Origin of the sequence: Actinoallomurus sp. NPDC050550 (assembly GCF_040655075.1) — a bacterium.
In the GTDB taxonomy this organism is placed as follows: Bacteria; Actinomycetota; Actinomycetes; order Streptosporangiales; family Streptosporangiaceae; genus Actinoallomurus.
This window is the reverse complement of the sequence record NZ_JBFAJC010000049.1, coordinates 1-25,900: the sequence shown is the minus strand read 5'-3', so window position 1 is coordinate 25,900 and position 25,900 is coordinate 1. Positions and strand designations below refer to the sequence as shown.

The window sequence follows — 25,900 nt, the reverse complement described above, 5'->3', positions numbered from 1 at the left end:
TCAGTCGGGAAGCGATCGCGGTAGTCCGAAGGACGGGAGGACGCTGTTGTCGAAGCGGGTGATGGCGCGGATCTGGTCGCCGGAGACGGTGAGGACGAGGAGGCCGGCCCCGTGGCGGACACCGGTGGCGGCGCGAAGGTAGACCGCGAGCGCGGGCTGACCGTTCGCCCGGGTCGGCACGAGGTCATAGGTCCGGTCCGGGCGGACGACGGCGGCGTAGAAGCGGGCGACGACGTCGCGGCCTTGGTATTCAAGGGGAATCGGTGGCATGGAGATGCGGACGTCGTCGGTGAGCAAGGCGACCAGCGCGTCGACGTCGCCGGATCCGTACGCGCGGACGAACTTTTCCACGAGGGCCTGTTCGGAGGGTGAGCCGGGAGCGGGAGGCGGTTCGTGCTCGCCGGTCGATGGTAGGCGGTGGTGCAGGCCGGCGCGGGCCCGCTTGAGGGCGCTGTTGACCGAATCGACGGTCGAGTCGAGCATGTCGGCCACCTCGTTCGCGTGGAATCCGAGGACGTCGCGCAGGATGAGGACGGCAAGCTGGCGAGGTGGCAGGACCTGTAGTGCGGTCACGAAGGCCAGGGAGATCGCTTCCGTCTGTTCGTAGCGGGCCTCCGGGCCGAGCGGCACGTCGATCGCACCCTCGAGGAGGGCGTCGGGGAAGGGCTCGAGCCACACGATTTCGCTGAGCCCGGTCGGTTCGGGCGGTTCGATCCCAGGCACGGGCCACTCCTTGGCCGGGCGCCGGCTGGCCGCGCGCAGCGCGTTGAGGCACCGGTTGGTGGCGATCCGGTAGAGCCATGTACGGATTGAGGCGCGTGCCTCGAACTTCTGGATGCCCTGCCAGGCGGCCAGCAGTGTGTCCTGCAGTGCGTCCTCGGCGTCCTGGAAGGATCCGAGCATCCGGTAGCAGTGCACCTGCAGCTCTCGACGGTGCGGCTCGGTCAGCTCCCGGAACGCCTCCTCATCTCCGGCCCGCGCCCTGGTGATCAGCTCGGTCGCCACCACTCCACCCCCGCGTCACGTCTCCGGCCTTCCTGGCCGATCTCAAGTATCGACACCGGCCGAGTCGCGAACTGGGCGGTCGACGGACGCCCAACTTTCGGGCGGCGTGGTGTCTACCTCATCGACGGCCCGGGACGGTCCGGGCAGCAGCAGGAAATTCCTCAAGACCTCGAAGGACCGCGCATGGCCCAGAAGACAAGCGGCTGGCTGCTCGGCCTGACCGCGGCGGCGTCGCTGATGGTGGCGCTGGATGCCACCGTGGTGGCGACCGCGTTGACCAGGATCCGGCTGGACCTGTCCGCCACCATGGAACAGCTCGAATGGACGGTGAACGCCTACAGCCTGAGTTTCGCCGTACTGCTGATGACCGGGGCCGCGCTCGGCGACCGGTTCGGGCGCAGACGGATGTTCGTGGCCGGACTGGGGCTGTTCACGGCGGCCTCGGCGGCGTGCGCGACGGCTCCTGGCATCGGCTGGCTGATTGTCGCCCGCGCCGTCCAGGGGTGTGGGGCCGCACTGGTGATGCCGCTGGCGATGGCGCTGCTGAGCAACGGGTTCCCACCCGAGCGGCGGGCCAAGGCGTTGGGGATCTCCGCCGGGCTCATCGGGCTGGCGGTGGTGGCCGGTCCGGTGGTCGGCGGGGTCGTCACCCAGGGCCTGGCCTGGCAGTGGATTTTCTGGCTCAACGTGCCGATCGGCCTCGTCGTCATCCCGCTGGTGCTCCGGCGCATTCCGGAGAGCCGCGGCGCCGGGACCTCCTTCGACCTCGGCGGCGTCGTGTTGGTGACCGGCGGTGCGTTCGGGCTGGTGTGGGGCCTGATCCGCGCCGACGGCGTCGGCTGGGGCGCGTTCGAGGTGGACGGTGCGCTGACGGCCGGGGCCGTACTGCTGGTGGCGTTCGTCGCCTGGGAGCTCCGCGTCCGGCAGCCGATGGTGCCGATGCGGTTGCTGCGCTCGCGCGGCTTCTCCGCAGGCAACACGGCCGGGCTCTTCCTGTACGCGTCGCTGTACGGCTCGCTGTTCTTCATGGCCCAGTTCCTCCAGACGGGCTTGGGGGACGGGCCGATGGCCACCGGGCTCCGGCTCATGCCATGGACGGGGGCGGTGACCGTGGTGGCACCTGTCGCGGGGGCGCTGGTGAACCGGGTCGGGGCTCGTACGCTCACCGTCGCCGGGCTGACCCTGCAGGCCGCCGGGATGGGGTGGATCGGGCTCGTCGCGGAGCCGTCCCTGGCATATGCGCAGCTGATCGCACCAATGATCGTCGCGGGCGCCGGAGTCAGCTTGGCGATGCCCGCCGCGCAGACCTCGGTCCTCAACGCCGTCGCGCCGCAGGAGATCGGTAAGGCCTCCGGCGTCTTCAACATGCTGCGGCAGTTCGCCGCGGTGTTCGGTGTGGCGATCCTCGCGGCGGTGTTCACCGCCAAGGGTGGTTACGGCACCGCGCGAACCTTCTCGGACGGCTTCGCGCCCGCCATCACCGTCAGCGGCGCGCTGTCGCTGACCGGTGCGCTCGCCGGCCTGTTCATTCCCGGACGGAGCCGGACGGCCCGGCAGGCGACGACGCCCGCCGCACCCCGGCCGGAACCCGAGCTGACCCACTGAGCCGAGAAATGGTCTGCGCGCCGACCCCTATGGCGTGCCTTTCTTCGACACGGAGGAAATCGATGACCGCTGACGTGGCGGATCTGAAGACTCACGCCGAAAGGCTCCGCGAGCTGCACGGCGAAGAGATGCTCGTGCTGCCCAACGTGTGGGACGCGGCCGGCGCGACGATCGTGGCCGAAGCGGGGTTTCCCGCGGTCGCCACTTCCAGCGCTGCGATCGCGGCGATGCTCGGTCATCCCGACGGCGAGGGTGCGCCGTGGCAGGAGATGTTCGCCGCGGCCGGGCGGGTCGCCCGGGCGGTGTCAGTCCCGGTCACGGTGGATGCCGAGGCGGGGTACGGCATGCGGCCGCGTGAACTGGTGGACCGATTGCTGGACATCGGCGCGGTCGGCTGCAACCTGGAGGACACCGATCACCGGGCGGGCGGCCTGGTCGAGGCCGGTGCGCACGCCCAATGGCTCGCGGGCGTCCGCTCCGCCGCGGACGATGCCGGAGTCCCGATCGTCATCAACGCCCGTGTCGACACCTTCCTACCGGTCAGCGGGATACCCGAGCCGGATCGGGTCGCGGAAACGGTACGACGGGGCCGGCTCTACCGGGACGCCGGCGCCGACTGCGTTTACCCGATCGGCGTGCGCCACAAGCACGACATCGCCACCCTCGTCGCCGAAATCCCCGGCCCGGTCAACGGCAACACAGGTGAATATCTGGACCTGGCCACGCTCCGGGAACTGGGCGTGGCGCGAGTGTCCTACGGACCGCGCTTCTTCCGCGAAGCCATGGCCGGCCTGAGAACCACCGTCCAGGAACTGCAGGTCTGACGTACACATCGCGCGTGGCCGGTTCCGGGCCGTGCCGGAGGAGCAGCCCGGTGCCGGTCCGGTGCCCACGCAGGGGGCGGCGGTCCCGGCGTCGGCGGCTGCTGCCGCCCTTACCGGTTTCGTCCTCAACGACTGATCGCACCCCTGCGAAGCCCGAGTCGGCGGAGTTCGAGGCCGGCGAGTGCGTTGACGGCGGCGGGCTGTCCGCCACGCCAGGCGGCCAGCTGATCGGCGTCGAATCCGGCGAGTCTGCGTAGGGGCTGGTTCGCGAGTGCGCGCAGGGCGAGGAGCTCCACCCCGGCGGGGTGGTGGCGGAGTCGTGCCGCGGTACCGGCGGCGCGAGCCCACCGGGCCCGGCGGGGGAGCCAGGACAAGGTCGCGAGAGCCACCGGGCCGAGCAGTACCAAGATGACGAGCAGGACGGCCAGGTCGTGGACGAGGTGGCGTTCGGTCTGCCCGGCCGAGGCGAGGTATCGCGCCGCGGTGGCGGCCCGGTTCAGCGGCCCGGAGACCTCGCCGCCGACGACAGGCAGATCGTGGAGTCTTTCGGCCGTCGCGGCGAGATTCCCGGCGATGCCCTGGGTCCGGTTCTGGATCTCATCCCCGACGGTGGCGAGCCTTTCGACCAGGCCGTACAGCTCGACGGCCAGCCAGGTCCAGGTGCCGACCCAGGCGAGGACCAGCAGGTCGGTGAACGCTTGGCGGGCACGGCGGGTGGGGACTTCGGCGTAGAACATCGTCTACCTCCGTGGGGTGCGGGGCGCCCGGGAAAGCGCTACGGACTCGTGCATCGTTCGCCATCACGGCCGTGTCCGTCTTCGTCCTGACGCCGTAACTTCACCTGCCGCGATCGCGGTATCCCGCCTCGCCCGCTACGGCGTTCGCAGGTGCCGTCGCAGCCGCGTGAGCTGCACCACAAACGGCGCGACGGCGATCGAAACGATTGTGTTTCGCAGTTCGGGTGACCTAGCGTTACGGTACGAAACCGTTTCGGATCACATCGATACTGGCGCATAACTGAGCCATCCGGGGGGAGCCCATGTCATCCACCCAGGTCGACGCGGCCTTGGCCAGGCCGTCCGGCCAGACCCATCCACACGCGAAGCACCGCTGGTTGGTGCTGGCCGTGATAGGCCTGGCCCAGTTGATGGTGGTGCTCGACGCGACGATCGTGAACATCGCGCTGCCGTCCGCCCAGAAAGCCCTGGTGTTCGACAACAACGGGCGGCAGTGGATCGTCACCGCGTACTCGCTGGCTTTCGGGAGTCTGCTGCTGCTCGGCGGGCGGCTCGCCGACCTGTTCGGCCGCAGGACGACCTTCATCATCGGCATCATCGGCTTCGCCGCCGCCTCGGCGCTCGGCGGCGCGGCCAACGGCTTCACCATGCTGGTCGTCGCGCGCGCGGTGCAGGGCCTGTTCGGCGCTCTGCTGGCTCCGGCGGCGCTCTCCCTGCTCACCACGACGTTCACCGACGCCAAGGAACGCGCCAGGGCGTTCGGCATCTACGGCGCCATCGCCGGCTCCGGCGCCGCCGTCGGCCTGGTCCTCGGCGGCCTGCTCACCGAGTACCTGAACTGGCGCTGGACGCTGTACGTCAACGACATCATCGCGGTTCTCGCGCTGATCGGTGCGATCACCTTCATCCGCCGTTCCGTCCCGGCCCAGCGGCCGAAGCTGGACATCCTCGGTGTCGTCCTGGTCTCCGGCGGCCTGTTCGGCATCGTCTACGGCTTCGCCAACGCGGACACACACGGCTGGCGCAACTGGATGACCTGGGGCTTCCTCGCCGGTGGTGGCGTGTTCCTCCTGGCGTTCTTCCTGTGGCAGCGCTGGGCGAAGCACCCCGTGCTGCCGCTGCGCGTGCTGGCCGACCGCAACCGCGCCGGCGCCCTGTCGACCGTCCTCATCTCGTCCGCCGGGATGTTCGGCGTGTTCCTCTTCCTCACCTATTACCTGCAGGGGACTCTGGGGTACTCACCGGTCAAGAACGGCCTGGCCTTCCTGCCGATGGTGGGTGCGCTGATGGTGATGGCGCAGCTGTCGGTCAACTTGCTGGTGCCGAAGATCGGACCCAAGGTGGTCGTGCCCGTCGGCCTGCTGCTGGCCGCGGGCGGCATGGTCTGGCTGACCCGTCTCGGCCTGGACAGCACCTACGTGAGGCACGTGCTTCCGCCGCTGCTGATGATGGGCGGGGGTATCGGGCTGGCGATGCCCGCGGCCATGAGCTACGCCACCCTAGGCGTGCAGGCGAGTGACCAGGGCGTGGCCTCGGCGGCCGTCAACACCACACAGCAGGTGGGCGGCTCGGTCAGCACGGCGCTGCTCAACACCCTGGCCACCAGCGCCGCCACCCACTACGCGAAGCACCACCTGACCGACCCGCAGGTCAAGGCGAACGCTGCGTTGCACAGCTTCTCCACCGCCTACTGGTGGTCGGCCGGCTTCTTCGCCTTCGCCGTGCTCGTCACGGTGCTGCTCTTCCGCCGCAAGAAGAGTGCGATCCGGGCCAGGGCGGAAGTCGCGCAGGACTCCCCGGCTCAGGCCACGACCCACGCCGCGGCCCCCACGCAGGCCGGCCCCGTGCCCGCGCGCCCGGACACGGACGGAGCGGGCGTCATCCGCGGCCGGGTACGGGACGGCGCGGGCGCGCCCGTGCCGCGCACCGCGATCACCCTGCTCGACTCGGCGGGCCACCAACTCGCCCGCGCCACCTCGCGGGAGGACGGCTCGTACGCGGTGGACACCTTCGAACGCGGCGCGCTCGTCCTCATCGGCTCGGCGCCCGGTCACCAGCCACAGGTCGCCACCCTGACCGTGACCGGCGCACCGATCTCGTACGACCTCGTGATGCTCGCCAACACAGGCGGCGTGGCCGGTACGGTTCGCGGCGGGGACGGCGATGCCGTACCCGGCGCCGTGGTGGTGGCCACCGACCAGCGCGGTGAGGTGGCGGCCTCCGCCGTCACCGGAATCGACGGCGGCTACCGGATCGATGACCTGCTGCCGGGCGACTACACGGTCACCGTCAGCGCGCCGGGCCACCGCCCGGCCGCCGAGCCGGCGACCGTCTCCGCCGAGCTGACCCGCTGCGACATCCAGCTTCTCGGCGCGGCGAGCCTGCGAGGGACGGTGCACACCCGGGACGGCCGTGCTCTCGACGACGCCCGCGTCACCCTGCTGGACGCGGCGGGCAACGTCGTCGGGACGCGCACCACCGGAGTCGACGGGAGCTACTCCTTCACCGACCTGTCCAGCGAGCAGTACACCGTGATCGCCAGCGGCTACCCGCCGGTGGCCACACCGATCTCGCTGAGCGGCGGCCAGGACGGTGTCGACATCGTGCTGGGCCACGAGGAGGCGTAGCCCCCGGTCCTCGGGTAAAGGCCACCGCACTGATTCCCAGCCGCGGTGGCCTTCGTCGTCGGAATCGCCTGGGGCCCGGACGCTGCAGCGTCCGGGCCCCAGGCGATTCCGAGCAGGGGCCTGACCGGCCCTGTGCCATCAGGAGGCGGGCGGCAGTTGGTCGCCCTGGACGGCCTGGATGTCGAGTTCCACCCGCAGCGTCGTGCCGACGGCGGCGATCCCAGCCTGGACGATCTGGTTGTAGTTCATGGCGAAGTCCTCACGCCGCAGTTCGGTGGTGCCGCGGAACGCGATCCGGATTCCGCCCCACGGGTCGGGGCCGGTGCCGAGGTAGGACAGGTCCAGGTCGACGGAGCGGACCACGCCGTGCAGGGTGAGTTCGCCGTGGACCGTCCAGCGGGCCTCGCCGGCCGCCGGGGTGATGCCCGTACTGCGGTAGGTGATCTTGGGATGGACGTCGACGTCGAGGAAGTCCGGCGAGCGCAAGTGGCCGTCGCGCATCCGGTTGCCCGTGTCGATCGAGGAGGCTTCGATGACCGCCTCGACGCCGGACGCCAGCGGGTTCTCGGCGATCTCGATCCGGCCGCCGAACTCCGTGAACCGGCCGTGCACGCTGGTCAGCCCGAGGTGCTGGGCGACCGCGCGTACGGTGGAGTGGGCCGGGTCGATCGTCCAGGGGCCGGGCGGCGGGAGGTCGACGCCACCGGCGCGGGCCAGGGTGAGGGAGCCGAGATCGGCGCCTGAGGCGGTAACGATGGCGGTGGAGGCGGCCGGGCCGTACCCGATGGCGGTGACGATCACGGTGTACGTGCCGGGCGCCAGAGGGCCGGTCCTGACGACGCCTTCCTCGGACGCCGTCTCGCGCAGCACCTGCTGCCCCGTCATGTCGGTGACGGTCAGCGCGGCGTGCGGGACGGCCCAGCCGTCCTTGGTACGGACCCGGGCCCGCAGGCCGCCGCCCGTTCCGGTGGTGCTCATTGTTGTTTCCCCTCGAAGTTGGTTCGGGCCCGGCCGGGGCGCCCCTCCTCCGGCCGGGACCCCTGCCGCCGGTCCGCACGCCCTCGCGGCCGTGCGGACCGGCGGCCGTGTGTCACCGTTCGGGATGGCTCAGCTCCAGGTCGAAGCCGTCCGTCCCCTTGCCGTCGACGGTGAGCGCGGTGGCGATCGGCGGGTAGCCGCCGGCGATCAGCAGGTAGTCGCCCGCGTCCAGGTCGGTGAAGGTGTACGCGCCGTCCGACCCGGTGGTGGCGGTGGCGATCACGTTGCCCGCCGCGTCGACCAGGGTGACCCGGGCGTCCGGCAGCGGATTCTGTTCTGCTCCGGCCCGTACGATGCCCTGCAGCTGAACACCGGACCGAAGGACGACCTCCAGCCGGGTCATGCCCGCGCCGGAGATCACGACCGGCAGCGCGGTGGGCCGGTGGCCGGCCGCGTTGACGGCGACGGTGACGTCACCCGCGGGCAGGTCGGTGATCAGGAAGGTGCCCCTGCGGTCGGACTCGGCCCTCGCGACCACCTCGCCGAGCACATCGGTCACCGCGACCATCGCGCCCTCGACCGGCAGGTGCCTGCTCGCGTCGGTCACGGTGCCGGCCAGCCCACTGGTCCCGGCGAGCAGCACGTCGTAGGGCACGGGCTCCGCGCTGTCGGAGATCACCACGGTGGACGCCTGCGGCTGGTGGCCGTCGGCGACCGTGATCAGGATGTACGAGCCGGAGCCCGGCGCGTCGAGGCTGTACCGGCCGTCGGTCCGGGCGACGGCCCGGCCGAGCTGGTGCCCGGTGAGGGAGACGAGCGTCAGCGTGGCTCCGCCGACGCCCGCGCCCTCCGAACCGCGCACCTGACCGCCGATGGACGGCCCGCCCGCAGCCGGCACGGCGTCCCCGCCGCTCGCTGATGCGTACGCGGCGAACGGCTGTACCTGAGCCTGCGGGGCGCCGGCCTGGGCCTGCGGGGCGCCGACGCCGACCAGCACCGGCTCCCGTACGGGCTGCGGCTCGGCGAGCCGGATCTCCGAGACCTCGCTCCTGTCCTCGGACCGCGCACGCAGGCCCTCGCCCTCCACGTCCACGTTGGGCAGGATGCGGTTCAGCCACTTCGGGAGCCACCAGGCCGCCTTGCCCAGCAGGGCCAGGACCGCCGGCACGATGGCCATCCGGACGATGAACGCGTCGAAGAACACCGCGATCGCCAGGCCGAAGCCCATCATCTTGATCATGGACTCGCTGGAGGTGATGAAGCCGGAGAAGACGGCGATCATGATGATCGCGGCGGCCGTGACCACCCGGGCGCCGTGCTTGAAGCCGGTCACCACGGCCTGCTTGGGCTGCTCACCGTGGACGTACGCCTCGCGCATCCGGGTGACGAGGAACACCTCGTAGTCCATGGCCAGGCCGAAGACCACCCCGATCATGAAGATCGGCATCATCGACATGATCGGCCCGGTCTGCTGGACGCCGAGCAGATCGGCCAGCCAGCCCCACTGGAAGACCGCGACCACGGCACCCAGCGCCGCCAGCACCGACAACAGGAAGCCCAGCGCCGCCTTCAGCGGGACCAGGATCGAGCGGAAGACCACCATCAGGAGCAGGAAGGCGAGGCCGACCACCAGGCTCAGGTACGGGATCAGCGCGTCGGACAGCTTCTGCGAGAAGTCGATGTTCATCGCCGTCGTGCCGGTGACCAGCATGCGCGCGTCCGTGTCGGCCTTCACCCCGTCGGCCTTGTCACGGATGGCGTGCACCAGGTCCTCGGTCTGCGTCGAGGACGGCTTCGAGGCCGGTATGACGGTGATCGTCGCCGTGTCGCCGGCCTTGTTGAACACCGCCGGCGTGACCGTCGCGACGTCCTTGAGTCCCTTGATCTCGTCGGTCACCGTGGCGGCGGCCGCCTTCGGGTCGCCACTGGCCTTCGCGTCGACGACGATCATCAGCGGGCCGTTGAAGCCGGGTCCGAAGCCCTCCGAGAGCAGGTCGTACGCTCGCCGCTGGGTCGTGGACGTCGGCTGTGTGCCATCGTCGCCCAGCCCGAGTTTCAGCCCGCTCACCGGGGCGGCCGCCACGCCCAGGCCGACCATGCACAGCAGCAGGACGGCGGCCGGGCGGCGGACGACGAAGGTCGCCCAGCGGGTGCCCATGTTGGGCTTGGACTCGGCGCCTGCGGAGTGCTTGGACTTCTTGCCGCCCAGCAGCCTGCTCTTCTTGCCCGCGGGCTGGATCCTGCGGCCCGCGTATCCGAGCAGCGCCGGGATCATCGTCAGCGCGATCAGCACCGCGATCGCGACCGTGCCCGCCGCCGCGATGCCCATCTTGGTCAGCATCGGGATGTTGACGACCGCGAGGCCGACGAGCGCGATCACGACCGTCAGTCCGGCGAAGACCACCGCCGAGCCGGCGGTGCCGGCGGCCCGTCCGACCGCCTCCTCGCGCTCGCGGCCCTCGGCCAGTTCGGCGCGGTAACGGGAGACGATGAACAGGGCGTAGTCGATGCCGACGGCGAGGCCGATCATCATGGCCAGCGTGGACGTGGTGGAGCCCAGGTCGAGCGCCTTGGCCAGGGCCGTGATGCCCGCGACGCCGATGCCCACGCCGATGAGCGCGGTCAGCAGTGGCAGCCCGGCCGCGATCAGCGAGCCCAGGGTGATGATGAGCACGACCGCCGCGATGGCGACGCCGACGATCTCTCCCGCACCTGTCTCGGGCGTCGCCTGGAGCGCGTCCCCGCCGACCTCGACGGTCAGCCCGGCGCGCCGGGGCTCCTCCACCGTCTTCTTCAGGAAGTCCTTGGTCGAGTCCTTCATCGTCATGGACGGGACCGTGTACTTCACCTGCGCGTACGCGATCGTCCTGTCCTGGCTCACCGCGCGGGAGGTGAACGGGTCGGTGACGGCGCCGACCTCGGCGCCCGCACCGAGTTCCTTGACGGTCTGCTCGACGGCCGCCTTGTTCGCGGCGTTCGTGATCTTCTCGCCCGCAGGGGCCTTGAAGACGACGCGCGCCGTCGCTCCGTCCGCGCTCATGCCGGGGAAGCGCTCGTTCAGCAGGTCGAAGGCCTTCTGGGCCTCGGTGCCGGGGATCGAGAAGGACGATCCGCCCGCCGCGGGGGCGTTGGCCGCCGCGACGCCTACGACGGTCAGCAGCAACACCCAGACGAGTGCGACGAAGTGCCGTCGCCGGAAGGCGAATCGGCCGAGTCTATAAAGGAAAGTGGCCACGGAGATGTACCCCCGGTTGGTTCAGGGCATGACGGACCGCCCGACGACGTGAGCGGCCGTGTCAGGTAGAGGACTTGTGAGAGGGAAGGGTCAGGCGCCGAGAGCCGGGAGGACCACAGCGTCGAGGTACGAATGGAGGAATGCCTGCGTCGGCGGCTCGTCGTCGATCAAGTTACGGGCGGCGAACGCGCCGATCATCATGTGCACCATGTATTCCAGCGCGGGGTTGTCCGCGCGGACCTCGCCGCGGTCGACGGCGCGCTGAAACACTCTTCGGAACTCGGCCATCTCCGGTTCGATGAGCTGCTCCCGGAACGCCTTCCTGAGGTCCGCGTTGTGGTGTATCGCCATGGCCAGACCGCGCATCAGCGAGGAGGCCTGTTCCATGGCGGGGTCGTCCTCGTGGGCTATGAGAGCGTGAAGGTCGCCCCGTAGCGACCCGGTGTCGACGTCGGCGGCGCTGCCGGGTTTGCCGTGGCGTATCGCCTTGGCGACCAGCTCGGCCTTGCCGCCCCACTGGCGGTAGAGCGTCGCCTTGCTGGACCGGGTGCGGGCGGCCACGGTGTCCATGGTGAGCGAGTCATAGCCGACTTCGCGGAGCAGATCGAGCACGGCCTCGTAAAGCTCGGCCTCGCGCTCGGGCGTGATCCGACTGCGACGCGGCGTTGCGACCTCAGTCATGCCACTCACCTTTCAGCTCCGCAGGGCACCGTTTCGTATGTCCATGAAGATACCCCGAGAGTCAGAGAAACGAAACGGTTTCGTACGTGTCCTGGGTCACGCCGGGTTAGGGAACCGCAAGACAGTGATGTCTGTTCATGAGCTTTGGGCTACGGCTCCGTCCTGGCCGGCGCTGACCTCCCGCGTTCGGTGTCAGGGCCGGAGGTTGTAGTCGGACGGGGCGAGTCGGCGGGTGCGTAGCCGATAGCCGGTCATGAACCCGGGCCAGTTGTTGGTGTTGCGGCGGTCGGTGTCCAGATACCAGCTGTCGCAGCCGCCCTGGTTCCATGCCGAGGTGCTCAGCCGCCGCTGGGTCCCATCCTGAACGCCTCCGGCGCCGGCGGCACCCCCGCCAAGATCTTCAACCTGTACCTGCCCACCGAGTTCCAGACCTTCTACGACGACGATGACCGCCGCTTCAATGCGGGCCAGCCCAACGCCTTCGACCTGTGGGACCCCGCCAAGCCCTGACCCCTCGGCACGGGCGCCCGCGCTCGCGCCGGGCGCGGGCGACCCGCCTTATGCCGGTGCCTGATTCCTATGTCGCCATTCTCGCCGTTGACGGGCCGATGACGTGTGGGGAACGTCGGCCCTTCAGCCCCGGGCGATCACCAACCGCGATTGAACGGCACAATGTTCCTCCTCGTGAGAAACGGTCAACGAGTAAGGATCATGCATGAAGTGCCCGGCATGCGAGATCGATGTGCCCTCAGGCCTGTCCGCCTGCACACGGTGCGGCGCAGCGCTCCCATCGGCGGAGGAGCGCTCCGGCTCACAACCGCCTTTCACCGGTGACCCGTCGACGAACCCGCGAACCGAGCCATTGCCGGCCCAGGTCTGGGACGCGGGGGCGGAGCCTCCTGAGAGTGTACGGCCCGAGGGCCCCGCAGTCGGCGGCACTGGCGAGCCTGATCCCGGTAACGCCACGCAACGCCTGGACCTTCCGGCGGCCGGCCCCGTGCCACCCGAATATCGCCCAGGCGGTTGGAACCCCGGCCCTCCAGGGCCCGGTCCGATACCGCCCGCGCAGGACGTCGCTGGCCCGGCTTTCGGCCCTCCGGGGACGAGCCCGATGCCGTACGCGCCCGACGGTGCCGGCCAGGGTTTCGGCTCTCCGGGGCCCGGTGCGATGCCGTACGCGCCCGACGCTGCCGGCCAGGGCTTCGGCGTCCCGGGGCCTGGTGCGATGCCGCCGCCCGGGTATCCGGGCGGCTGGGACCAGGCCGTTCCGCCGGTCGCCGGGGAGACTGCGGCGTCCTCGCCGGGCAGCGGCATGGGACGGAACCGAATGCTGCTGCTTGGGGGAGGGATCGCGGTCGCTGTCGTGCTCGTCGGAGGCCTGGCCTTTGCCCTGACACAGGGATCAGGGGACAAGGCGCCCACCCCGCAGCAGCAGAAGCCGGGTGCCGGGGGCGGCGCACAGCAGGCCGCCGCCATCGACCAGGTCCTCAAGTCCGGTCAGGTGGCCCGTGGGCATCTGCCGGCCCGCCTGCGGACGTGCGATGACGTGTCCGCGGGCGTCGCCGGTTTCCAGCAGGTCGTCCGGGATCGGCAGCAGGAACTCTCCCAGTCGAGAGGACTCAAAGTCGACCGGCTGCCCGGCGGACCGCGGCTCCGCCAGTCGATGATCAGCGCGTACCAGAGTTCCCTTAAGGCCGATCGGGCGTACCTGGCGTGGGCGCAGGGGGTGCGGACCCGAAGTTGCGGCGCCAAGGTCGCACCGCTGACGGCGGCGTACAAGAACGCCATCGCCGCCAACGACAAGGCGGGGCCCGCCAAGCGCCAGGTGATCGCCTTGTGGAAACCGATCGCAAGCACCCACGCCCTGCCCACCTACGCGTGGAACCGCCTCTGATCGACCCCCTGCGCTCAGTCCAGGTGGCTGTCACAAACGGGGAGGTCGTCTGGTCTTCCTGTGGACAGTCCATGTTTGGAGGAATACATGAGCGCTGAGCTCTCACACTTGCCCCCGGGCGTCGAGGTGATCTCGACCCTGCCGGAGGCGGCGGCCCGGATCCCGGCCGGCGCCGAAGCCAGGACCGTCCGGATCACCCTGCCGCCCGGTGACCCCGGCGCGCCCCCGCACCGGCACCCCGGGCCGATCTTCGGCTACGTGACCCAGGGCGAGATCTTCTTCGAGCTGGAGGGGCAGCCGCCCCGGGTGCTCAGGGCCGGTGACGCCCTGTTCGAGCCCGGGGGCGACGTGATCCACCTCCAGGGCGCCAACAACCTTCCGAACGCGCAGTCGCAGATGGTGGTGACCATGTTCGCGCCGCCGGGTACCCCGGTTCTGACCGTGGTCAGTGCGGAGGAGCTGGCCGAACGACGACACCTACGGGTCACCCAGTCGTGATGACCGGCCGCCGCCAGGGCGGCTAGCAGCGGCGGGCAGGAGCACGAGCCGGCCCATCACGAGCAACCGAACGGTGGTTGGCGTTAGCGCGGCGCTCAGTGTCGAGTTACCGCCACCCACCGTTCCGATGCACTAGGTGCGATTACCGAGACCGGCCGTGATCAGGTTGAGGGTGAACTCGAATCGATCCACGGCGGTGCCGGACGTCAGCTCGGCCGCGTGGCGCTTGGTGTGGGGGAAGGTGCCGGGCAGCGCGGCGAATCGGCGCAGCAATTCGTCGCGGCTGACGGCCCACTCTTCCTGGTCGGCATGCCTGTCGAGCAGGGAGGTCTCGAGGCAGAAGGCGTTGACGTAGAGGATCAGGGCGTCGATCGCCCAAGCGGCCGTCTGCGGGTCGACGCCCCCTGCCAGCACGATGCCGAGCATGCCCTCGCTCACGCGCAGGGTTTCCAGGTTCGTCGGGACCGCGGCGAGCGCCGCCAGGGAGATGCCGGGGTAGCGCAGGTACTGATCACGGATCTGGGCGCAGACGCTGATGATCTGCTCACGCCAGGTGCGCGGGTTCGGTTCGGGGAGCTCGATTTCGGCGCAGAGCCGTCCAATGAGGAGGTCGTCCAGGTCCTCCTTGTTGACGACGTGGGCGTAGAGCGACGCAGGGCCTGTTTCGAGGGCGCCGGCCACTCGTCGCATCGTCAGGGCGTCATATCCCTCGCGCTCGACGATCCCGAGCGCGGTCTCGACGATGGCGTCGACGGTGATGGGCTTCTTGCGCCCTGCCGACGGTCCGCGACGGGTCGCGTTGGTGCCGTCGGCCAGGGGTTGCCGGTGCCGCGCTGCGCGCCGTCGCTGAGGAGGCGATGCCATGCGGCACAGTCTAGACGAGGGACGAGCGTAGTTCTGGTTGACACGAACACTGTTCCTAAATAGAACAGTGTTCGTGTCAACTTCTGCTTCCCCCATGAAGACCGCGCCGACCACCGACACCAGCCGCATGGACTACGACGTTCTCGTGGCAGGCGCCGGGCCGGTCGGCCTGATGCTCGCGACCGAACTGCGGCTGGCAGGGGTCCGGGTGCTCGTTGTCGAACGGCGGACCGAGCTCGACACCGCGCTCAAGGCGGGAGGGATCAACACCGCCTCCGCCGAGGCCTTCGAACGGCGCGGCCTGCTCCCCGCGTTGAAGGCGGTGGAGGGGTCGCTGCCGTTTCAGGAGGAGTGGAGGCGGCCACCGTTCGCCGGGCACTTCGGTGGGATTCAGGTCCCGGCAGACCCCGTCGACGAGGAGGATCCCGGCCTGCGCGGCCGTGGTCCGGCTTGGTACGTGCAAGTCCCGCAGGCCGAGGTGGAGCGGATCCTCGGTGAGCGCGCGGCGGAGCTCGGCGTCGACGTCCGGCGCGGCGTCGAGGTGCGTGGATTCGACGCGGATGAGGCCGGCGTCACCGTTCACTTACACGGCGGGGAGGACGTGCGCGTGGCGTGGCTCGTCGGCTGCGACGGAGGCCGAAGTCTGGTCCGCCGCCAAGCCGGTTTCGAGTTCCCCGGCACGGACCCCGAGATCACGGTCCGCCAGGCGGTGGCCACCGTGGAGGGGGCGGAGCACCTGGGGCGAGGCTGGCAGCACACCCCCACCGGCGTGTACGTCTACGGGCCGATGCCGGGTCGCGTGCGCACGGTCGAGTTGGACGGCCCCCCGGCGGACCGGGAGACACCGGTCACCGCGGCCGAGATGGAGGCCAGTCTGCGGCGCGTCAGTGGCGTCGACGTCCGCGTCACCGAGGTCGTCAGCGGTACGCGCTTCACCGACAACGCGCGGCAGGCGACGACCTATCGGCGCGGTCGCGTGCTCCTCTGCGGGGACGCCGCCCACGTGCACTCGCCCTTCAGCGGTCAGGGCCTGAACCTGGGGCTCGGCGATGCCGTCAATCTGGGCTGGAAGCTCGCCGCCACCGTGCAAGGGTGGGCACCCGAGGGCCTGCTCGACACGTACACCGGCGAACGGCACCCGATCGGCGCCTGGGTGCTCGATTGGACACGCGCGCAGGCGGCCGTGATGCGCGGCGACGCCTACAGCCGTGCCCTCAGGAGTGTGGTCACCGACTTCCTCGGCACACCGGACGGGGCGACCTACTACGTGAAGCGGATCTCCGGTCTGTGGCAGCGCTACGACCTGGGGGACGGCCATCCGCTGGTCGGCGCGACGGTGCCCGACCTCCGGCTGGACGACGGCACACGGCTCGCCGACCACACCCATGAGGGCCGGGCCTTGCTCGTCGATCTCGCCGGGGACGACCAACTGGCGGCCCTGGCCAAGCCGTACGCCGGGCGTCTGGAGCTGGTCCGGGGTAGCGCGGACGGCACCGGGGTGAGCGGCTTGCTGGTGCGTCCCGACGGCTTCGTGGCGTGGGCGTCGGCCGACGGCGCCAGTGACCCCGCCGGCCTGGAAACCGCCCTGACGCGCTGGTCGGGGACGGCACGAGTCTCGGGGACCCCCATGGATGCGCCAATGCGAATGGCGCTTGATTGATCACGATATGTAGTTATAGTACTACTGTCTGCATCGCACTCCTCACTGGAGGTTCCCCCGATGGATGCACGTCTGGATCGAATCAAGGCCGCGTTCGACGCCCTCGACACGAACTCCAACGGCTACCTGGAGGCGGAGGACTTCGACGGGCTCGGGCGCAGGATCAGCGAGGCGCTGGACGTGGCGGAGAGCGCACCCAAGGCTCAAGCGCTCCACGCGAGCTGCCGGCGCTACTGGAAGGGCCTGGTCGACACCCTCGACCGGAACAACGACGGGAAGCTGAGCTCCGAGGAATACGCCCGGTTCCACGAACCTGACGGGTACGAGGAGAACGTCCGGCCCTACGCGGAGGCGTTGACCTCGATCTGCGATCGAGATGACGACGGCTTCGTCCAGCACGCCGACCTCGTACGGGGGCTGGGGGCTGTGGGCTTCCCCGTGGCGAACATCGAGGCTCTCTCCCGGGCGCTCGACCCGCAAGGCACCGGCCAGGTCTCCAGGATCGAGTGGCTGACCGCCATCGAGGACTTCTTCCTCGCCAGGGGCAGCCACGCCGTCAGCGACACCCTGGTCTGACACGCGTCCCCGGCAGTCGATGTCGAAGCCGGTGCCCGCACCGGCATCGACATCGATGCGACGAATGTTCCCGTCTTACCTGACCGCCGCCGCACGGTTCGAGGACCGACCGTGCGGTGGGGCCCGGAGAGGAGAGCCCATGGCCGGCGATACCGGCGTGGAAGAAGGCGTCGGACGGACCGCCCTCATGGTCGCCGCGGCGCGGGCGATCGAGACCCACCGCCGCGACGCCCTGGCGCGGGACGTCTATGCCGAGCACTTCGTACGCGCGGCACGGGCGTCCGCGGCCTGGCCGGTGCGCCTCCAGCAGGTTCCGGACGGCGACGCCGATCCGTTCTGGGGCCGGTTCGCGCGCTACTTCGGCCTGCGGACAAGGGTCCTCGACGACTTCCTCCTGCGGCAGGTGCGCGCGGGCACTCGGCAGGTGGTCCTCCTCGGGGCGGGCCTGGACACGCGGGCGTACCGGCTCGACTGGCCGCCCGGCTGCACGATCTTTGAAATCGACCACGAGGACGTCCTCGTGTTCAAGAACCGCGTGCTCGACGGGCTGCGTGCCGTGCCGAAGGCCGAGCGCATCACGATCGGGGGCGATCTGCGCCTCGAATGGGCCAGGGAGCTGACCGACGCGGGCTTCGACCCGGCCGCACCGACCGCCTGGCTCGCCGAGGGGCTGCTGCTCTACCTTCCCCATGCCGCCGAACGCGCCCTCATCGAGGCGGTGGACGGACTGAGCGCGGCGGGGAGCGCTCTGGCCTACGAGGTCAAGATCGGCACGGAGTCGGCGGCCGTCCGCGAAAGCCCGATCTACTCGGCGGCCAGGCGACGGATCGGTGTCGACCTTCTCGTCCTGTTCGGCGGGGAGCCGAGGCCCGACTCCGCCGGGGACCTGGCGGCCCAGGGCTGGTCCACGTCGGTCCACACCGCGTTCGAATTCACCCGCCAACACGGGCGCGGCCCACACCCCGAGCCCGAGCGGCCCGACGCACTGGCCGCCAACCGGTGGGTGTTCGCAAGCAAGCCCGGTCGACGGATCGTGGGCGCCTCCGACACGATGAGGCCGACCCGGCACTGATCATTCGGAGAGGCAGAAGGTCTGGCCGAACCTTGCGTTGCCACAACCATTTTGGTTGATGATCGCCGGCCGCAGTCGTGCTGTCCTGGAACGGCTTTACCCCTTGGCGCCACAAGTGACGCATAGGTGGTAACCGTCATGGCTGGGCACTGCATGCCGCTGCGCGGAGACACCGCCGTGACCGAACTGCGGGATGCAGAAATCCGCGCCGTACTCGGCTACGGGTTTTCGAGTCCAGCCCTGTCGCACGGCCGAATGACTCTGACGGGAAACCCTGGTGACAACTGAAACCCACGGCGACCACCGGACCGAATCCGCGATCGACCTGATCGAATGCGAGGTCCTGCTAGGCCTGCAGTACCCGCGTACCGATCAGTCGGCGGAGCTGTCGTTCTATGTCACCGGGAAGGTGCAGGAGCTGTTGTTCAAGCTGCTGTTCACCGACATCAACGCGGCGCGGGACCTGCTGCTGGACGACTTGGTGCAGCTTGCGCTGTGGCGCCTGCGCCGTGTCGGACACGTTCAGCGGATGCTCATCGCCTCCTGGGAACAGGTGAGCGCGATCACGCCTGCGGAGTTTGCGGTGCTCCGGGACGAACTGGTGGGTATCGCGTCGGGGTCGCAATCCCTGATGTACCGCACCTTCTGGCACCGCCGGCTGGAGTTCGCGCTCGGCGGCAAATCACCGGAGATGGCCACGGCGTTCGCGGCGGTGCCCCGGCTCCACACCGTGATCGAGGCGACGCTGGGGGCGCCGAGCCTCTACGACGCGGTCCTGGCCCTGCTGCGGCGCAAGGGCGCGAACATTCCCATGGAGTGCGTCGAACGTGACTTCGCCCGGCCGTACCAGCCGCATCCCGCGGTCGAGCAGGCGTGGGCCGAGATCTACCGCGAGGCGAGCGGGGAGATGTACTCACTGGCCGAGGCACCGACCGAGCTGGACCACCGGTACTCCCACTGGCGCACCACCCATCTGCAGACCGTGGAACGCCTCCTGAGCCACACGCCGGAAACCGGCGGTACGCCGGGCGCCGTGTGGCCGGGCCCGGCCACCGAACACCGATTCTTCCCCGAGCTGCGGTCAGCGCGCGCGGTCGCGTTCGAGTAGCAACGCCAGGGTGGGACAGTCGGCCACGGCGCGGCGTGCCAGCGGCAGCAGCCGATCGGGCAAGGTCCCGGTGATCGGGTAGCCCCACTCGTCCAGGTCGATCGTCTCCGGAAGGAGCTCGGCGCACAGGCCGTGCGCCGTGCAGGCGATCGGGTCGACCCTCAGCCGCCATGTCATGTTCAGGCCTCCTCGGGGATCGGCAGAACCGACGGCCACCGGGCGAGCAGGCAGCCCTCCGCACGCGCGTGGACCCGCAGGTGCGGTCCGAAGACGCGCAGGGCGCTGACCGCGAACCGTACGGCGCCGTCCGGGTGACGGCAGGCGCCACGGCCCGCGATGACCGACAGCCGCCGGTCGAGCCGGCGATACAGTTCCGTGCTGACCTGGCATGCCGCGATCTCGGCGAAGTCCGCGGCGATCGCCGGCAGGCCGTGGACGCACGGTCCGCACTGCCCGGCAGTCTCAGCGGCGAGCCATGCCAGGACCCGTGCCGACTCCGCCACCCCGCACGCCCGCTGGGGCAGCGCGATCAGGATGCCCGGTCCAAGCGCGAGGCCGGCGGCCTTGAACGCCGACGGTGTCGTCGGGATGTCCTGCAGTTCCGGTGGCAGCCAGGTACCGCCGTACCCGCCGGCCAGAACGGCCTGCAGCGGCTCGGACGGGCCGCCCGCCAGGCGCAGGATCTCGCCGACCGGCGTGCCGAGCGGGGCCTCGACCACGCCGGGGCGTGCGACCGCGCCTGACACCGTGAAAAGGGCCGTGCCCGGCGCCTCCTGGCTGCCGCAGGAGCGGAACCAGGCGGGACCGTACCGCGCGATCAGCGCGATCTGCGCGAATGTCTCGGCGTTGCTGACAAGCGTCGGCCGGCCTCCGACGCCACGCTCGGCGGGGCGGGGCGGCGTAACGAACGGCCGGGCGTCGCCGGCATCGATCCAGCGGACCAGGGAGGTCTCCTCACTGGCGACGTAGCGGGGCGGTACGGCGGTCACCCGTATCGGCACCGACGCGAGCCGGGCCCGTTCCCGCTCGGCGACCGCGCGCCGGACCGCGCCCGCGAGGGCGGCGGTACCGCCTCGTCGTGCGTCGGCTTGCGGGATCTCACCGGAGTCCCGCTCGGCGTGCACGCACACCACGATCTCGCGTGCGCCGACCGCACCGGCGGCGAGCGCGGCGCCGTCCAGCACAAGGTGTGGCGCGACCGTCAGCAGCGCGCGGTCCTTGCCGCTGGCCGGCTCGCCTTCGGCGGCGTTGACGACCACCACTGCGGACCGTCGTCCGGCGGCCACCGAGCGAAGCTTGCGGCCGGTCGGGAACCCGCCGCCGCCCCGGCCGGTCAGCCCGGACTCCTCGACGGCCTGGATCAACGCGGCGCCCGTTGTGGCCAGAGGCGGCGCGCCGTACTGTGCCAGGTGGTCGTCCAGCCCTGCCGGTCGGCCCAGCGCGTGATATCCGGCGAGCAGGCGCACGGCGTGCGGTGTCGCCGTTCCGGCGGTCACCCCCCGTCTCCTCTCTCGTCGCCGTCATCGGTCGATGGCGTGGCCCGCGTCGAACGTGGGGTCGGCGTACCGTCGGTCGTCCCCGTGGTGCCTGCCTTCCCGAGCAGCGAGGCGGGCGTGCCGGAGCGCCGGGCCCAGCCGCCCGCCAGCGGACCGGACACGGTCCAGGCGCCGACGACCAAGACCGCCAGGAGCGTCAGCAACCCGGTCCCGGCCCGTAGGCCCGCGTTGCCCGGACCGGCGGCCACCAGCCGCCAGGCAACGGCGGCCAGTGCGATGGCGGCGCAGACCCCGGCGAGCAGGAGGAACAGCGAGGACCGGACGTCTGAGCCGGTACCGAGCGCGTGCACGAGGGCCGCCATCCAGCAGGCGTACGCAGCCCAGTGCAGCGCCTTCCAGCGCCGGTAGCCGATCCTGGCCCGCAGCAGGCTGGTCGCCGTGAGGACGACGATCATGTCGAACGCGACGGCGCCCAGGCCCAGCCAGATCGGCCGGTACGCCGAGCCGAACGGCACGACGACGTCGGTCAGGGTGATCGGCGCGTAGGAGTCGGCGACCGTGGTCGCGATGTGCACGGCGAGGAAGCCCAGGCCGGCCAAGGTGAGATTGCGGTGCAGTCCGGCGAGAACGAAACGGGGAGCTCGCCGCCCGCCGACGCGAAGAGCCGACAGCACGCCGAGCGTCAGCACGATGGTGAGGAACAGCAGCGTGACCTCTCCGGTCGCGCGCGTGGCGTACCACAGGAGGCTCATCCCGACCGCCCTCCCGACGGCCACTCGTCCGTGGACGGGCCGGCCGCGACCGCCGCGGCGGTCTCCTCAGGCCAGCCGGCGAGGGCGAACGCACGCCCGTCGAGACGGACCAGGCGGGCCGGTAGCCGCAGATCGGCCAGCCATGGGATCGCATTCCAGCCCTTGACCAGGGCCGCGGTCGCGGCGGCGTTGGCATCGACGCAGGTGGCAGCCGCGACGCTGGCCGTACGCCAGCAGGAGGCGGCGGGAATGCCGGTCGCCGGGTCGATGATGTGGTGCAGCCGCTGGTCTCCGCGCCGCCAGCACCGTACGGTCACCGATGAGGTGGCCAGGCCACCCGTGGTGATCACGACCTCCTGGTCGGAAGCGTCCGAGCCGTCGTCGCGGTGGTCGTCGGTCACGCGAATGCGCCAGCCGCCGTCAGGTGGCGGCCCGCTGACCGCGATGTCGCCCCCCAGCCCGATGAGCACCCCGCAGCCGGTGTCCGCGAACGCCCGCGCGGCGGCCCGGTCGGCGGCCAGCGCCTTCGCCGTCGCGCCCAGGTCCAGCCGCACGCTGCGGGGCAGCCGCACGACCTGTCCGTCGAGCCGTACCGTGCGCCAGCCGGCGACCCGTCGCCGTACCAGGCGCGGCGCCGGACCGCCATCGCGCACCTCCGCGATGTCCCGGTCATACCCGGCGGCCACCAGCGCGGCCCCGACGGTGGGGTCGACCATGCCATCGGTCGCCTCGGCCACCTCCAGCGCCCGCTTCAGTGTCCGCGCGAACAAGGCGGACACCTGGACCGGTCGGCCGCCAGCGGCGTTGAGCCGGGACAGCTCCGATTCGGCGCGGAACCGGTCGCACGCCGTCCCCATCGCCGTGAGCTCGGCGTCGAGGGCGGCGCGCGCCGCGTCGAGTCGCTTCGGGTCGGTGACGAGGAGCCGCGCCGTCGTTCCCCAGACCGGGAAGCTGAGCGCGCCCGTCATCACGAGCCGCCTGAGGTCGCGTGCGTCGGATGCCGGGCCGGGGTGCTCGGCGGAGCGGCCGGCGCGGTCGTGGGCGGAGTGAGGTGGTGGTGGGTCCGGTGCGGCCGCGCGGAGGTGGAGGAGCCGGTCGAGTCGGACGGCGACAAGCTCGTGGTCGGCGGCGTGGCGGGCTCCTCCGAGGACGTCGGAGCCGCCGGGCCGACGTGCGGCCGGTCGGCGGCCTGCCCGGGCAGCAGGTGCGCGAGACCGGCGGCCAGCAGGCCGGACAGGACGACGCCGACGCCGACCGCCCGACGGGTCCAGGCCGTCACCTGGTTCAGGCCGGCATCGCGCCGACGCCGGCGTGAACGTTCGGGATGTTGCATCGTTCGTTCCCCCTCGACATGCGCTCAGGTTCGAGTGTCGTCGGCGGAATGTCGGAAAGCTGGGCCTAAAACGTGAAGAAGTCGTTCATCCTCTAGCGGTGCCCGCGGGCGGCCTGCCCGGAGGATGAGGTGTCGACGCCGTGCCAGGCGGCCGCAGCGCCACTGTGGCCGATGCGCGCCACCTGGACGCCGCTGGCCACCGCACCGACGACCGCGACGATCGCGGCGGCGACCGTCAGGTACCGGCCCCACTGCACGTTCCGCTTGGCCCCGTACCAGCGCACGAAGACCAGTACGGCCAGGCCCAGCCAGAGCAGAGCGGCGAAGGGCAGCAGGCCGTCGGCCATCTCGGTGTGCCGTTCGACGAGCGGTGTCCGCTTGACGTGGGCTTCCAGCAGCTCGCCGGTGTGCGTGGCGAGTGGGATCGCGACAAGGGCCACCGTCGCCACCCCGAGCGCCAGCGAGGCGTACCGCTCGCGGGCGGCGGGCCAGATGGCGACCACGATCGCACTGAGGGCGGCCAGCGGGATGAGCACCACCACCGCGTGGATTATGAGCGGGTGAGCGGGGAGTCCCATGATGGTGGAGGGCATGAGGATCTTTCTGGGAGGTTGACTACGGGTCGGTTCGCTCCACTGTTCCGGGTCAGAGCTGAACAGGGATTAAGGGAAATGTTCAGAACTCGTTCAGATCGGGCCCACGGCCGTACCGTGAGAGCGTGCCCGACGTACCGGTACGGATCCTGATAGTCGAGGACGACCCGGGGATCTCCGCTTCCCTCCAGCGTGGCCTGACCCGCGCGGGATACGACGCGTGCGCCGTGAGTACGGCCGCGGACGCCTTGGCCGCCGAGACCCACGACGTGGTCCTCCTCGACCTGGGCCTGCCCGACGCCGACGGCACCGAGCTGTGCAGCACGCTCCGGCAGCGGTCCGACAGCGCCATCCTGGTGATCACCGCGCGCGGGGAAGAGCCCGACCGCGTCGCCGCACTGGACGCCGGCGCCGACGACTACATCGTCAAGCCGTTCGGGTTCGCCGAGCTGATGGCGCGGATCCGGGCGGTGCTGCGTCGCACCAGGTTGACCGAGACGCATCTGCTACGGCACGGCTCGCTGATCATCGACACCAGGGCCCGGCGGGTGACGTCCGGGGACATCGAGGTCTCCCTCACCCCCACCGAGTTCGACATTCTCGAGTGCCTCGCCACCGACCCGGGAAGGGTGGTGAGCCGCCAGGAGATCCTCGAACGCGTGTGGAACACCCACTGGTACGGCCCCACCCGCGTCCTGGACGTCCACATCGCGGCGCTGCGCCGAAAGCTGGGTGACCCGTCGGCCATCCAGACCGTCTACGCCCGGGGTTTCCGGCTCGGGGACCTCGGGTGACCAGCCGGATCCTCGCGGCGTTCCTCGTCCTGACCGGCGGCCTGATCATCGGCGCGCTGCTGCCGCTGGGGTTCGCAATGGACGACCAGCATCGACGTGACTACCGGACGAGCACGCTCGAGCTCGCCCGTGCGCTCGCGAGCACGGCCGAGGAGGGTCTCGAGGACCCGGACAGCGCGACCAGCCTGCCTCGCAGGCTGGCTACGGTGCGCCAGGAGATCGAGGGCGGCGACCAGGCCGTGGTCACCGTCGTCGACCGGAAGAGTCGGGTCATCGTCGGAGGCGACAGCGGCCTGTACACGCCCGTCCGAGCCGCCATCGGCCTGCACGGGCAGACCCGCGTCTCCGATCTCGGCGATCGCCTACTGGTGATCGTGCCGGTCGGGGTTCAGGACGAGCGCGAGCGGGTGAAGGGCGCCGTGCTGCTGGCCCGGCCGCTTACGCCGCTGCTGGAGCGGGTCGACCTGCTGTGGATGCGGCTCGGCGTCATCGCGTTCATGGCGGTGGTCACCGCCGTCGTCCTCGCCGTATACCTCGCCAGGTGGGTCGGCCGCCCACTGCGTCGGCTGGGCGCGGCCGCCGAGGCCCTCGGTGCCGGCGAACTGGCGGCGCGCGCCGATCCACCGCGTCACCCGCAGGAGGTGCGCGGCCTCGCCGAGCGGTTCAACGTGATGGCCGCCCGTCTGGAAAGCCTGATCTATGACAGCCGCGCCGTGCTCGCGGACGTCTCCCACCAGCTCCGTACGCCGCTGGCGGCGCTGCGGTTGCGCATCGAGCTGTTCGCCGAGGAGGCCGAGTCCACCGGGCGCGAGGCGGATGCGACCGAGTTCGAGGCCGCGCTGGAGGAGCTGGGCCGCCTGGCCCGCATGGTCGACGGGCTCCTCGCGGTTGCTCGGGCGGAGAACACCACGGCGTCCCCGCAGGCGATCGCGGTCGCCGACCTGCTACAGGAGCGTGTGGACGCCTGGAAACCGGTCGCGGCCGAACGAGGCGTCGAACTGTCGCTGGAGCCCGGCGAACCCCTGACCGCGATGCTGGGCCCCGGCCGCCTCGAACAGGCGATCGACAATCTGGTGGACAACGCGCTGACCGCGACGCCCAGTGGCGGTCACGTGCGGATCGGCGCAGGCCGTACCGGTCATCGGGTCCGCGTCACCGTCGCCGACGACGGCCCCGGCATGTCACCCGAGGCGATGGCCGAGGCGTTCCGTAGATTCCGCACCAGCCGTGCGGGCGGCACCGGCCTGGGCCTGCCCATCGTGCACCGGCTGATCACCGCCGACGGCGGAGACGTGACGCTGTCCGAAACCCTCGGCGGAGGGCTCACCGTCACTCTGGACCTTCCGGCGACGAGATGACCCAGGCGGCTGCGGCCAGAAGGCACCGTCGTCCCTCACCCGACAGGACCACATACCCCTCGACACCTGGTTCGAAAGGCACCGTGGCGGAGGACGGTTCGGCGGTATCCGATCGGGGGTGTTCCGGCGCCCGAGGGGCGCCGGAACACCGGCTCATCGGCTGAGGACGGTCGTGTCCTTCCCGGCGTCGTCTGCGGCGTTGGCGGGTAG

23 protein-coding genes are annotated in these 25,900 nt (G+C 70.8%); 11 read left to right on the top strand and 12 right to left on the bottom strand.

The features are described 5' to 3' along the window. Positions 1-1,005 carry a sigma-70 family RNA polymerase sigma factor gene (locus AB0I04_RS42450; protein WP_360898191.1) on the bottom strand — a complete coding sequence of 335 codons (1,005 nt, stop codon included), beginning with the start codon at positions 1,003-1,005 and terminating at the stop codon, positions 1-3. 183 nt (positions 1,006-1,188) lie between these two features. On the opposite strand from AB0I04_RS42450, the gene AB0I04_RS42445 reads away from it, so the two are divergent. Together AB0I04_RS42445 and AB0I04_RS42440 are read left to right on the top strand one after the other, a co-directional pair. Then, positions 1,189-2,610 carry an MFS transporter gene (locus AB0I04_RS42445; RefSeq protein ID WP_360898189.1) on the top strand — a complete coding sequence of 474 codons (1,422 nt, stop codon included), beginning with the start codon at positions 1,189-1,191 and terminating at the stop codon, positions 2,608-2,610. A 62-nt stretch (positions 2,611-2,672) separates the two neighbouring features. Then, on the top strand, positions 2,673-3,434 hold the full coding sequence (locus AB0I04_RS42440; protein ID WP_360898187.1) for an isocitrate lyase/phosphoenolpyruvate mutase family protein: 762 nt from the start codon (positions 2,673-2,675) through the stop codon (positions 3,432-3,434). Positions 3,435-3,559: 125 nt separating this feature from the next. On the opposite strand, the gene AB0I04_RS42435 is transcribed toward AB0I04_RS42440, so the two are convergent. Then, entirely contained in the window at positions 3,560-4,171 is a 612-nt protein-coding gene (locus AB0I04_RS42435) for a hypothetical protein (RefSeq protein ID WP_360898185.1), read from the bottom strand. Between the two features lie 302 nt (positions 4,172-4,473). Between AB0I04_RS42435 and AB0I04_RS42430 the strand changes: the two genes are divergently transcribed. Then, complete coding sequence (locus AB0I04_RS42430; RefSeq protein ID WP_360898183.1) at positions 4,474-6,798, top strand: MFS transporter; 2,325 nt, start codon at positions 4,474-4,476, stop codon at positions 6,796-6,798. Positions 6,799-6,936: 138 nt separating this feature from the next. Here the strand turns inward: AB0I04_RS42430 and AB0I04_RS42425 are convergent, their stop codons facing one another. The 3 genes from AB0I04_RS42425 to AB0I04_RS42415 all read right to left on the bottom strand — a co-directional run bounded on the left by AB0I04_RS42425 (position 6,937) and on the right by AB0I04_RS42415 (position 11,692). Continuing rightward, positions 6,937-7,776, bottom strand: a complete 840-nt coding sequence (locus tag AB0I04_RS42425; protein ID WP_360898181.1) for a YceI family protein — start codon at positions 7,774-7,776, stop codon at positions 6,937-6,939. 112 nt (positions 7,777-7,888) lie between these two features. Then, positions 7,889-11,011, bottom strand: coding sequence for an MMPL family transporter (locus tag AB0I04_RS42420; protein ID WP_360898179.1), 3,123 nt, complete (start codon positions 11,009-11,011; stop codon positions 7,889-7,891). Positions 11,012-11,101: 90 nt separating this feature from the next. Further along, positions 11,102-11,692 carry a TetR/AcrR family transcriptional regulator gene (locus AB0I04_RS42415; RefSeq protein ID WP_360898177.1) on the bottom strand — a complete coding sequence of 197 codons (591 nt, stop codon included), beginning with the start codon at positions 11,690-11,692 and terminating at the stop codon, positions 11,102-11,104. A 1,111-nt stretch (positions 11,693-12,803) separates the two neighbouring features. On the opposite strand from AB0I04_RS42415, the gene AB0I04_RS42410 reads away from it, so the two are divergent. After that, the gene (locus AB0I04_RS42410) at positions 12,804-13,586 is read left to right on the top strand and encodes a hypothetical protein (RefSeq protein WP_360898175.1); all 783 of its coding nucleotides are present in this window, start codon (positions 12,804-12,806) and stop codon (positions 13,584-13,586) included. An 87-nt stretch (positions 13,587-13,673) separates the two neighbouring features. Further along, the gene (locus AB0I04_RS42405; RefSeq protein WP_360898173.1) at positions 13,674-14,084 is read left to right on the top strand and encodes a cupin domain-containing protein; all 411 of its coding nucleotides are present in this window, start codon (positions 13,674-13,676) and stop codon (positions 14,082-14,084) included. Positions 14,085-14,216: 132 nt separating this feature from the next. On the opposite strand, the gene AB0I04_RS42400 is transcribed toward AB0I04_RS42405, so the two are convergent. Next, positions 14,217-14,948, bottom strand: coding sequence for a TetR/AcrR family transcriptional regulator (locus tag AB0I04_RS42400; RefSeq protein WP_360898171.1), 732 nt, complete (start codon positions 14,946-14,948; stop codon positions 14,217-14,219). A 94-nt stretch (positions 14,949-15,042) separates the two neighbouring features. Between AB0I04_RS42400 and AB0I04_RS42395 the strand changes: the two genes are divergently transcribed. The 4 genes from AB0I04_RS42395 to AB0I04_RS42380 all read left to right on the top strand — a co-directional run bounded on the left by AB0I04_RS42395 (position 15,043) and on the right by AB0I04_RS42380 (position 19,364). Then, a complete protein-coding gene (locus AB0I04_RS42395) occupies positions 15,043-16,608 on the top strand; it encodes an FAD-dependent monooxygenase (RefSeq protein ID WP_360898168.1) in 1,566 nt (521 codons plus the stop codon). Positions 16,609-16,668: 60 nt separating this feature from the next. Beyond that, the gene (locus AB0I04_RS42390; protein WP_360898166.1) at positions 16,669-17,184 is read left to right on the top strand and encodes a hypothetical protein; all 516 of its coding nucleotides are present in this window, start codon (positions 16,669-16,671) and stop codon (positions 17,182-17,184) included. Between the two features lie 139 nt (positions 17,185-17,323). Further along, positions 17,324-18,256: a class I SAM-dependent methyltransferase gene (locus AB0I04_RS42385; protein WP_360898164.1), complete on the top strand. Its 933-nt coding sequence runs from the start codon at positions 17,324-17,326 to the stop codon at positions 18,254-18,256. Positions 18,257-18,533: 277 nt separating this feature from the next. Continuing rightward, entirely contained in the window at positions 18,534-19,364 is an 831-nt protein-coding gene (locus tag AB0I04_RS42380; RefSeq protein WP_360898162.1) for a tryptophan 2,3-dioxygenase family protein, read from the top strand. Here AB0I04_RS42380 and AB0I04_RS42375 read toward each other — a convergent pair. From AB0I04_RS42375 to AB0I04_RS42350, 6 genes are all read right to left on the bottom strand, one after another. Continuing rightward, positions 19,338-19,541, bottom strand: a complete 204-nt coding sequence (locus AB0I04_RS42375; protein WP_360898160.1) for a ferredoxin — start codon at positions 19,539-19,541, stop codon at positions 19,338-19,340. The genes AB0I04_RS42380 and AB0I04_RS42375 overlap by 27 nt on opposite strands. 2 nt (positions 19,542-19,543) lie before the next feature. Beyond that, positions 19,544-20,860, bottom strand: a complete 1,317-nt coding sequence (locus AB0I04_RS42370; protein WP_360898158.1) for an NADH-ubiquinone oxidoreductase-F iron-sulfur binding region domain-containing protein — start codon at positions 20,858-20,860, stop codon at positions 19,544-19,546. Then, positions 20,857-21,612: a ferric reductase-like transmembrane domain-containing protein gene (locus AB0I04_RS42365; RefSeq protein ID WP_360898156.1), complete on the bottom strand. Its 756-nt coding sequence runs from the start codon at positions 21,610-21,612 to the stop codon at positions 20,857-20,859. The genes AB0I04_RS42370 and AB0I04_RS42365 overlap by 4 nt, the downstream gene beginning before the upstream one ends. Next, a complete protein-coding gene (locus AB0I04_RS42360; protein ID WP_360898154.1) occupies positions 21,609-22,580 on the bottom strand; it encodes an FAD:protein FMN transferase in 972 nt (323 codons plus the stop codon). Before AB0I04_RS42360 ends, AB0I04_RS42365 begins: the two co-directional genes overlap by 4 nt. Beyond that, positions 22,580-22,945 carry a hypothetical protein gene (locus AB0I04_RS42355; RefSeq protein ID WP_360898152.1) on the bottom strand — a complete coding sequence of 122 codons (366 nt, stop codon included), beginning with the start codon at positions 22,943-22,945 and terminating at the stop codon, positions 22,580-22,582. Before AB0I04_RS42355 ends, AB0I04_RS42360 begins: the two co-directional genes overlap by 1 nt. Before the next feature lie 92 nt (positions 22,946-23,037). Further along, positions 23,038-23,538 (bottom strand): DUF2231 domain-containing protein, encoded by a 501-nt coding sequence (locus tag AB0I04_RS42350; protein ID WP_360898150.1) that lies wholly within the window; start codon positions 23,536-23,538, stop codon positions 23,038-23,040. A gap of 125 nt (positions 23,539-23,663) precedes the next feature. Here AB0I04_RS42350 and AB0I04_RS42345 point away from each other — a divergent pair, with 125 nt between their 5' ends. Continuing rightward, the gene (locus AB0I04_RS42345; RefSeq protein WP_360898148.1) at positions 23,664-24,332 is read left to right on the top strand and encodes a response regulator transcription factor; all 669 of its coding nucleotides are present in this window, start codon (positions 23,664-23,666) and stop codon (positions 24,330-24,332) included. Then, positions 24,329-25,690, top strand: a complete 1,362-nt coding sequence (locus AB0I04_RS42340; RefSeq protein ID WP_360898146.1) for a HAMP domain-containing sensor histidine kinase — start codon at positions 24,329-24,331, stop codon at positions 25,688-25,690. The genes AB0I04_RS42345 and AB0I04_RS42340 overlap by 4 nt, the downstream gene beginning before the upstream one ends. The last annotated feature ends 210 nt before the right edge of the window (positions 25,691-25,900 follow it).

What these genes read in the sequence shown, in the direction of transcription:
- AB0I04_RS42435 (WP_360898185.1), bottom strand. Translation starts at nt 4,171, where the DNA reads ATGTTCTACGCCGAAGTCCCCACCCGCCGTGCCCGCCAAGCGTTCACC.
- AB0I04_RS42430 (WP_360898183.1), top strand. Translation starts at nt 4,474, where the DNA reads ATGTCATCCACCCAGGTCGACGCGGCCTTGGCCAGGCCGTCCGGCCAG.
- AB0I04_RS42360 (WP_360898154.1), bottom strand. Translation starts at nt 22,580, where the DNA reads ATGACGGGCGCGCTCAGCTTCCCGGTCTGGGGAACGACGGCGCGGCTC.
- AB0I04_RS42375 (WP_360898160.1), bottom strand. Translation starts at nt 19,541, where the DNA reads ATGACATGGCGGCTGAGGGTCGACCCGATCGCCTGCACGGCGCACGGC.
- AB0I04_RS42425 (WP_360898181.1), bottom strand. Translation starts at nt 7,776, where the DNA reads ATGAGCACCACCGGAACGGGCGGCGGCCTGCGGGCCCGGGTCCGTACC.
- AB0I04_RS42350 (WP_360898150.1), bottom strand. Translation starts at nt 23,538, where the DNA reads ATGCCCTCCACCATCATGGGACTCCCCGCTCACCCGCTCATAATCCAC.
- AB0I04_RS42445 (WP_360898189.1), top strand. Translation starts at nt 1,189, where the DNA reads ATGGCCCAGAAGACAAGCGGCTGGCTGCTCGGCCTGACCGCGGCGGCG.
- AB0I04_RS42385 (WP_360898164.1), top strand. Translation starts at nt 17,324, where the DNA reads ATGGCCGGCGATACCGGCGTGGAAGAAGGCGTCGGACGGACCGCCCTC.
- AB0I04_RS42405 (WP_360898173.1), top strand. Translation starts at nt 13,674, where the DNA reads ATGAGCGCTGAGCTCTCACACTTGCCCCCGGGCGTCGAGGTGATCTCG.
- AB0I04_RS42415 (WP_360898177.1), bottom strand. Translation starts at nt 11,692, where the DNA reads ATGACTGAGGTCGCAACGCCGCGTCGCAGTCGGATCACGCCCGAGCGC.
- AB0I04_RS42365 (WP_360898156.1), bottom strand. Translation starts at nt 21,612, where the DNA reads ATGAGCCTCCTGTGGTACGCCACGCGCGCGACCGGAGAGGTCACGCTG.
- AB0I04_RS42400 (WP_360898171.1), bottom strand. Translation starts at nt 14,948, where the DNA reads ATGGCATCGCCTCCTCAGCGACGGCGCGCAGCGCGGCACCGGCAACCC.
- AB0I04_RS42440 (WP_360898187.1), top strand. Translation starts at nt 2,673, where the DNA reads ATGACCGCTGACGTGGCGGATCTGAAGACTCACGCCGAAAGGCTCCGC.
- AB0I04_RS42390 (WP_360898166.1), top strand. Translation starts at nt 16,669, where the DNA reads ATGGATGCACGTCTGGATCGAATCAAGGCCGCGTTCGACGCCCTCGAC.
- AB0I04_RS42395 (WP_360898168.1), top strand. Translation starts at nt 15,043, where the DNA reads ATGAAGACCGCGCCGACCACCGACACCAGCCGCATGGACTACGACGTT.
- AB0I04_RS42410 (WP_360898175.1), top strand. Translation starts at nt 12,804, where the DNA reads ATGCCGTACGCGCCCGACGGTGCCGGCCAGGGTTTCGGCTCTCCGGGG.
- AB0I04_RS42355 (WP_360898152.1), bottom strand. Translation starts at nt 22,945, where the DNA reads ATGCAACATCCCGAACGTTCACGCCGGCGTCGGCGCGATGCCGGCCTG.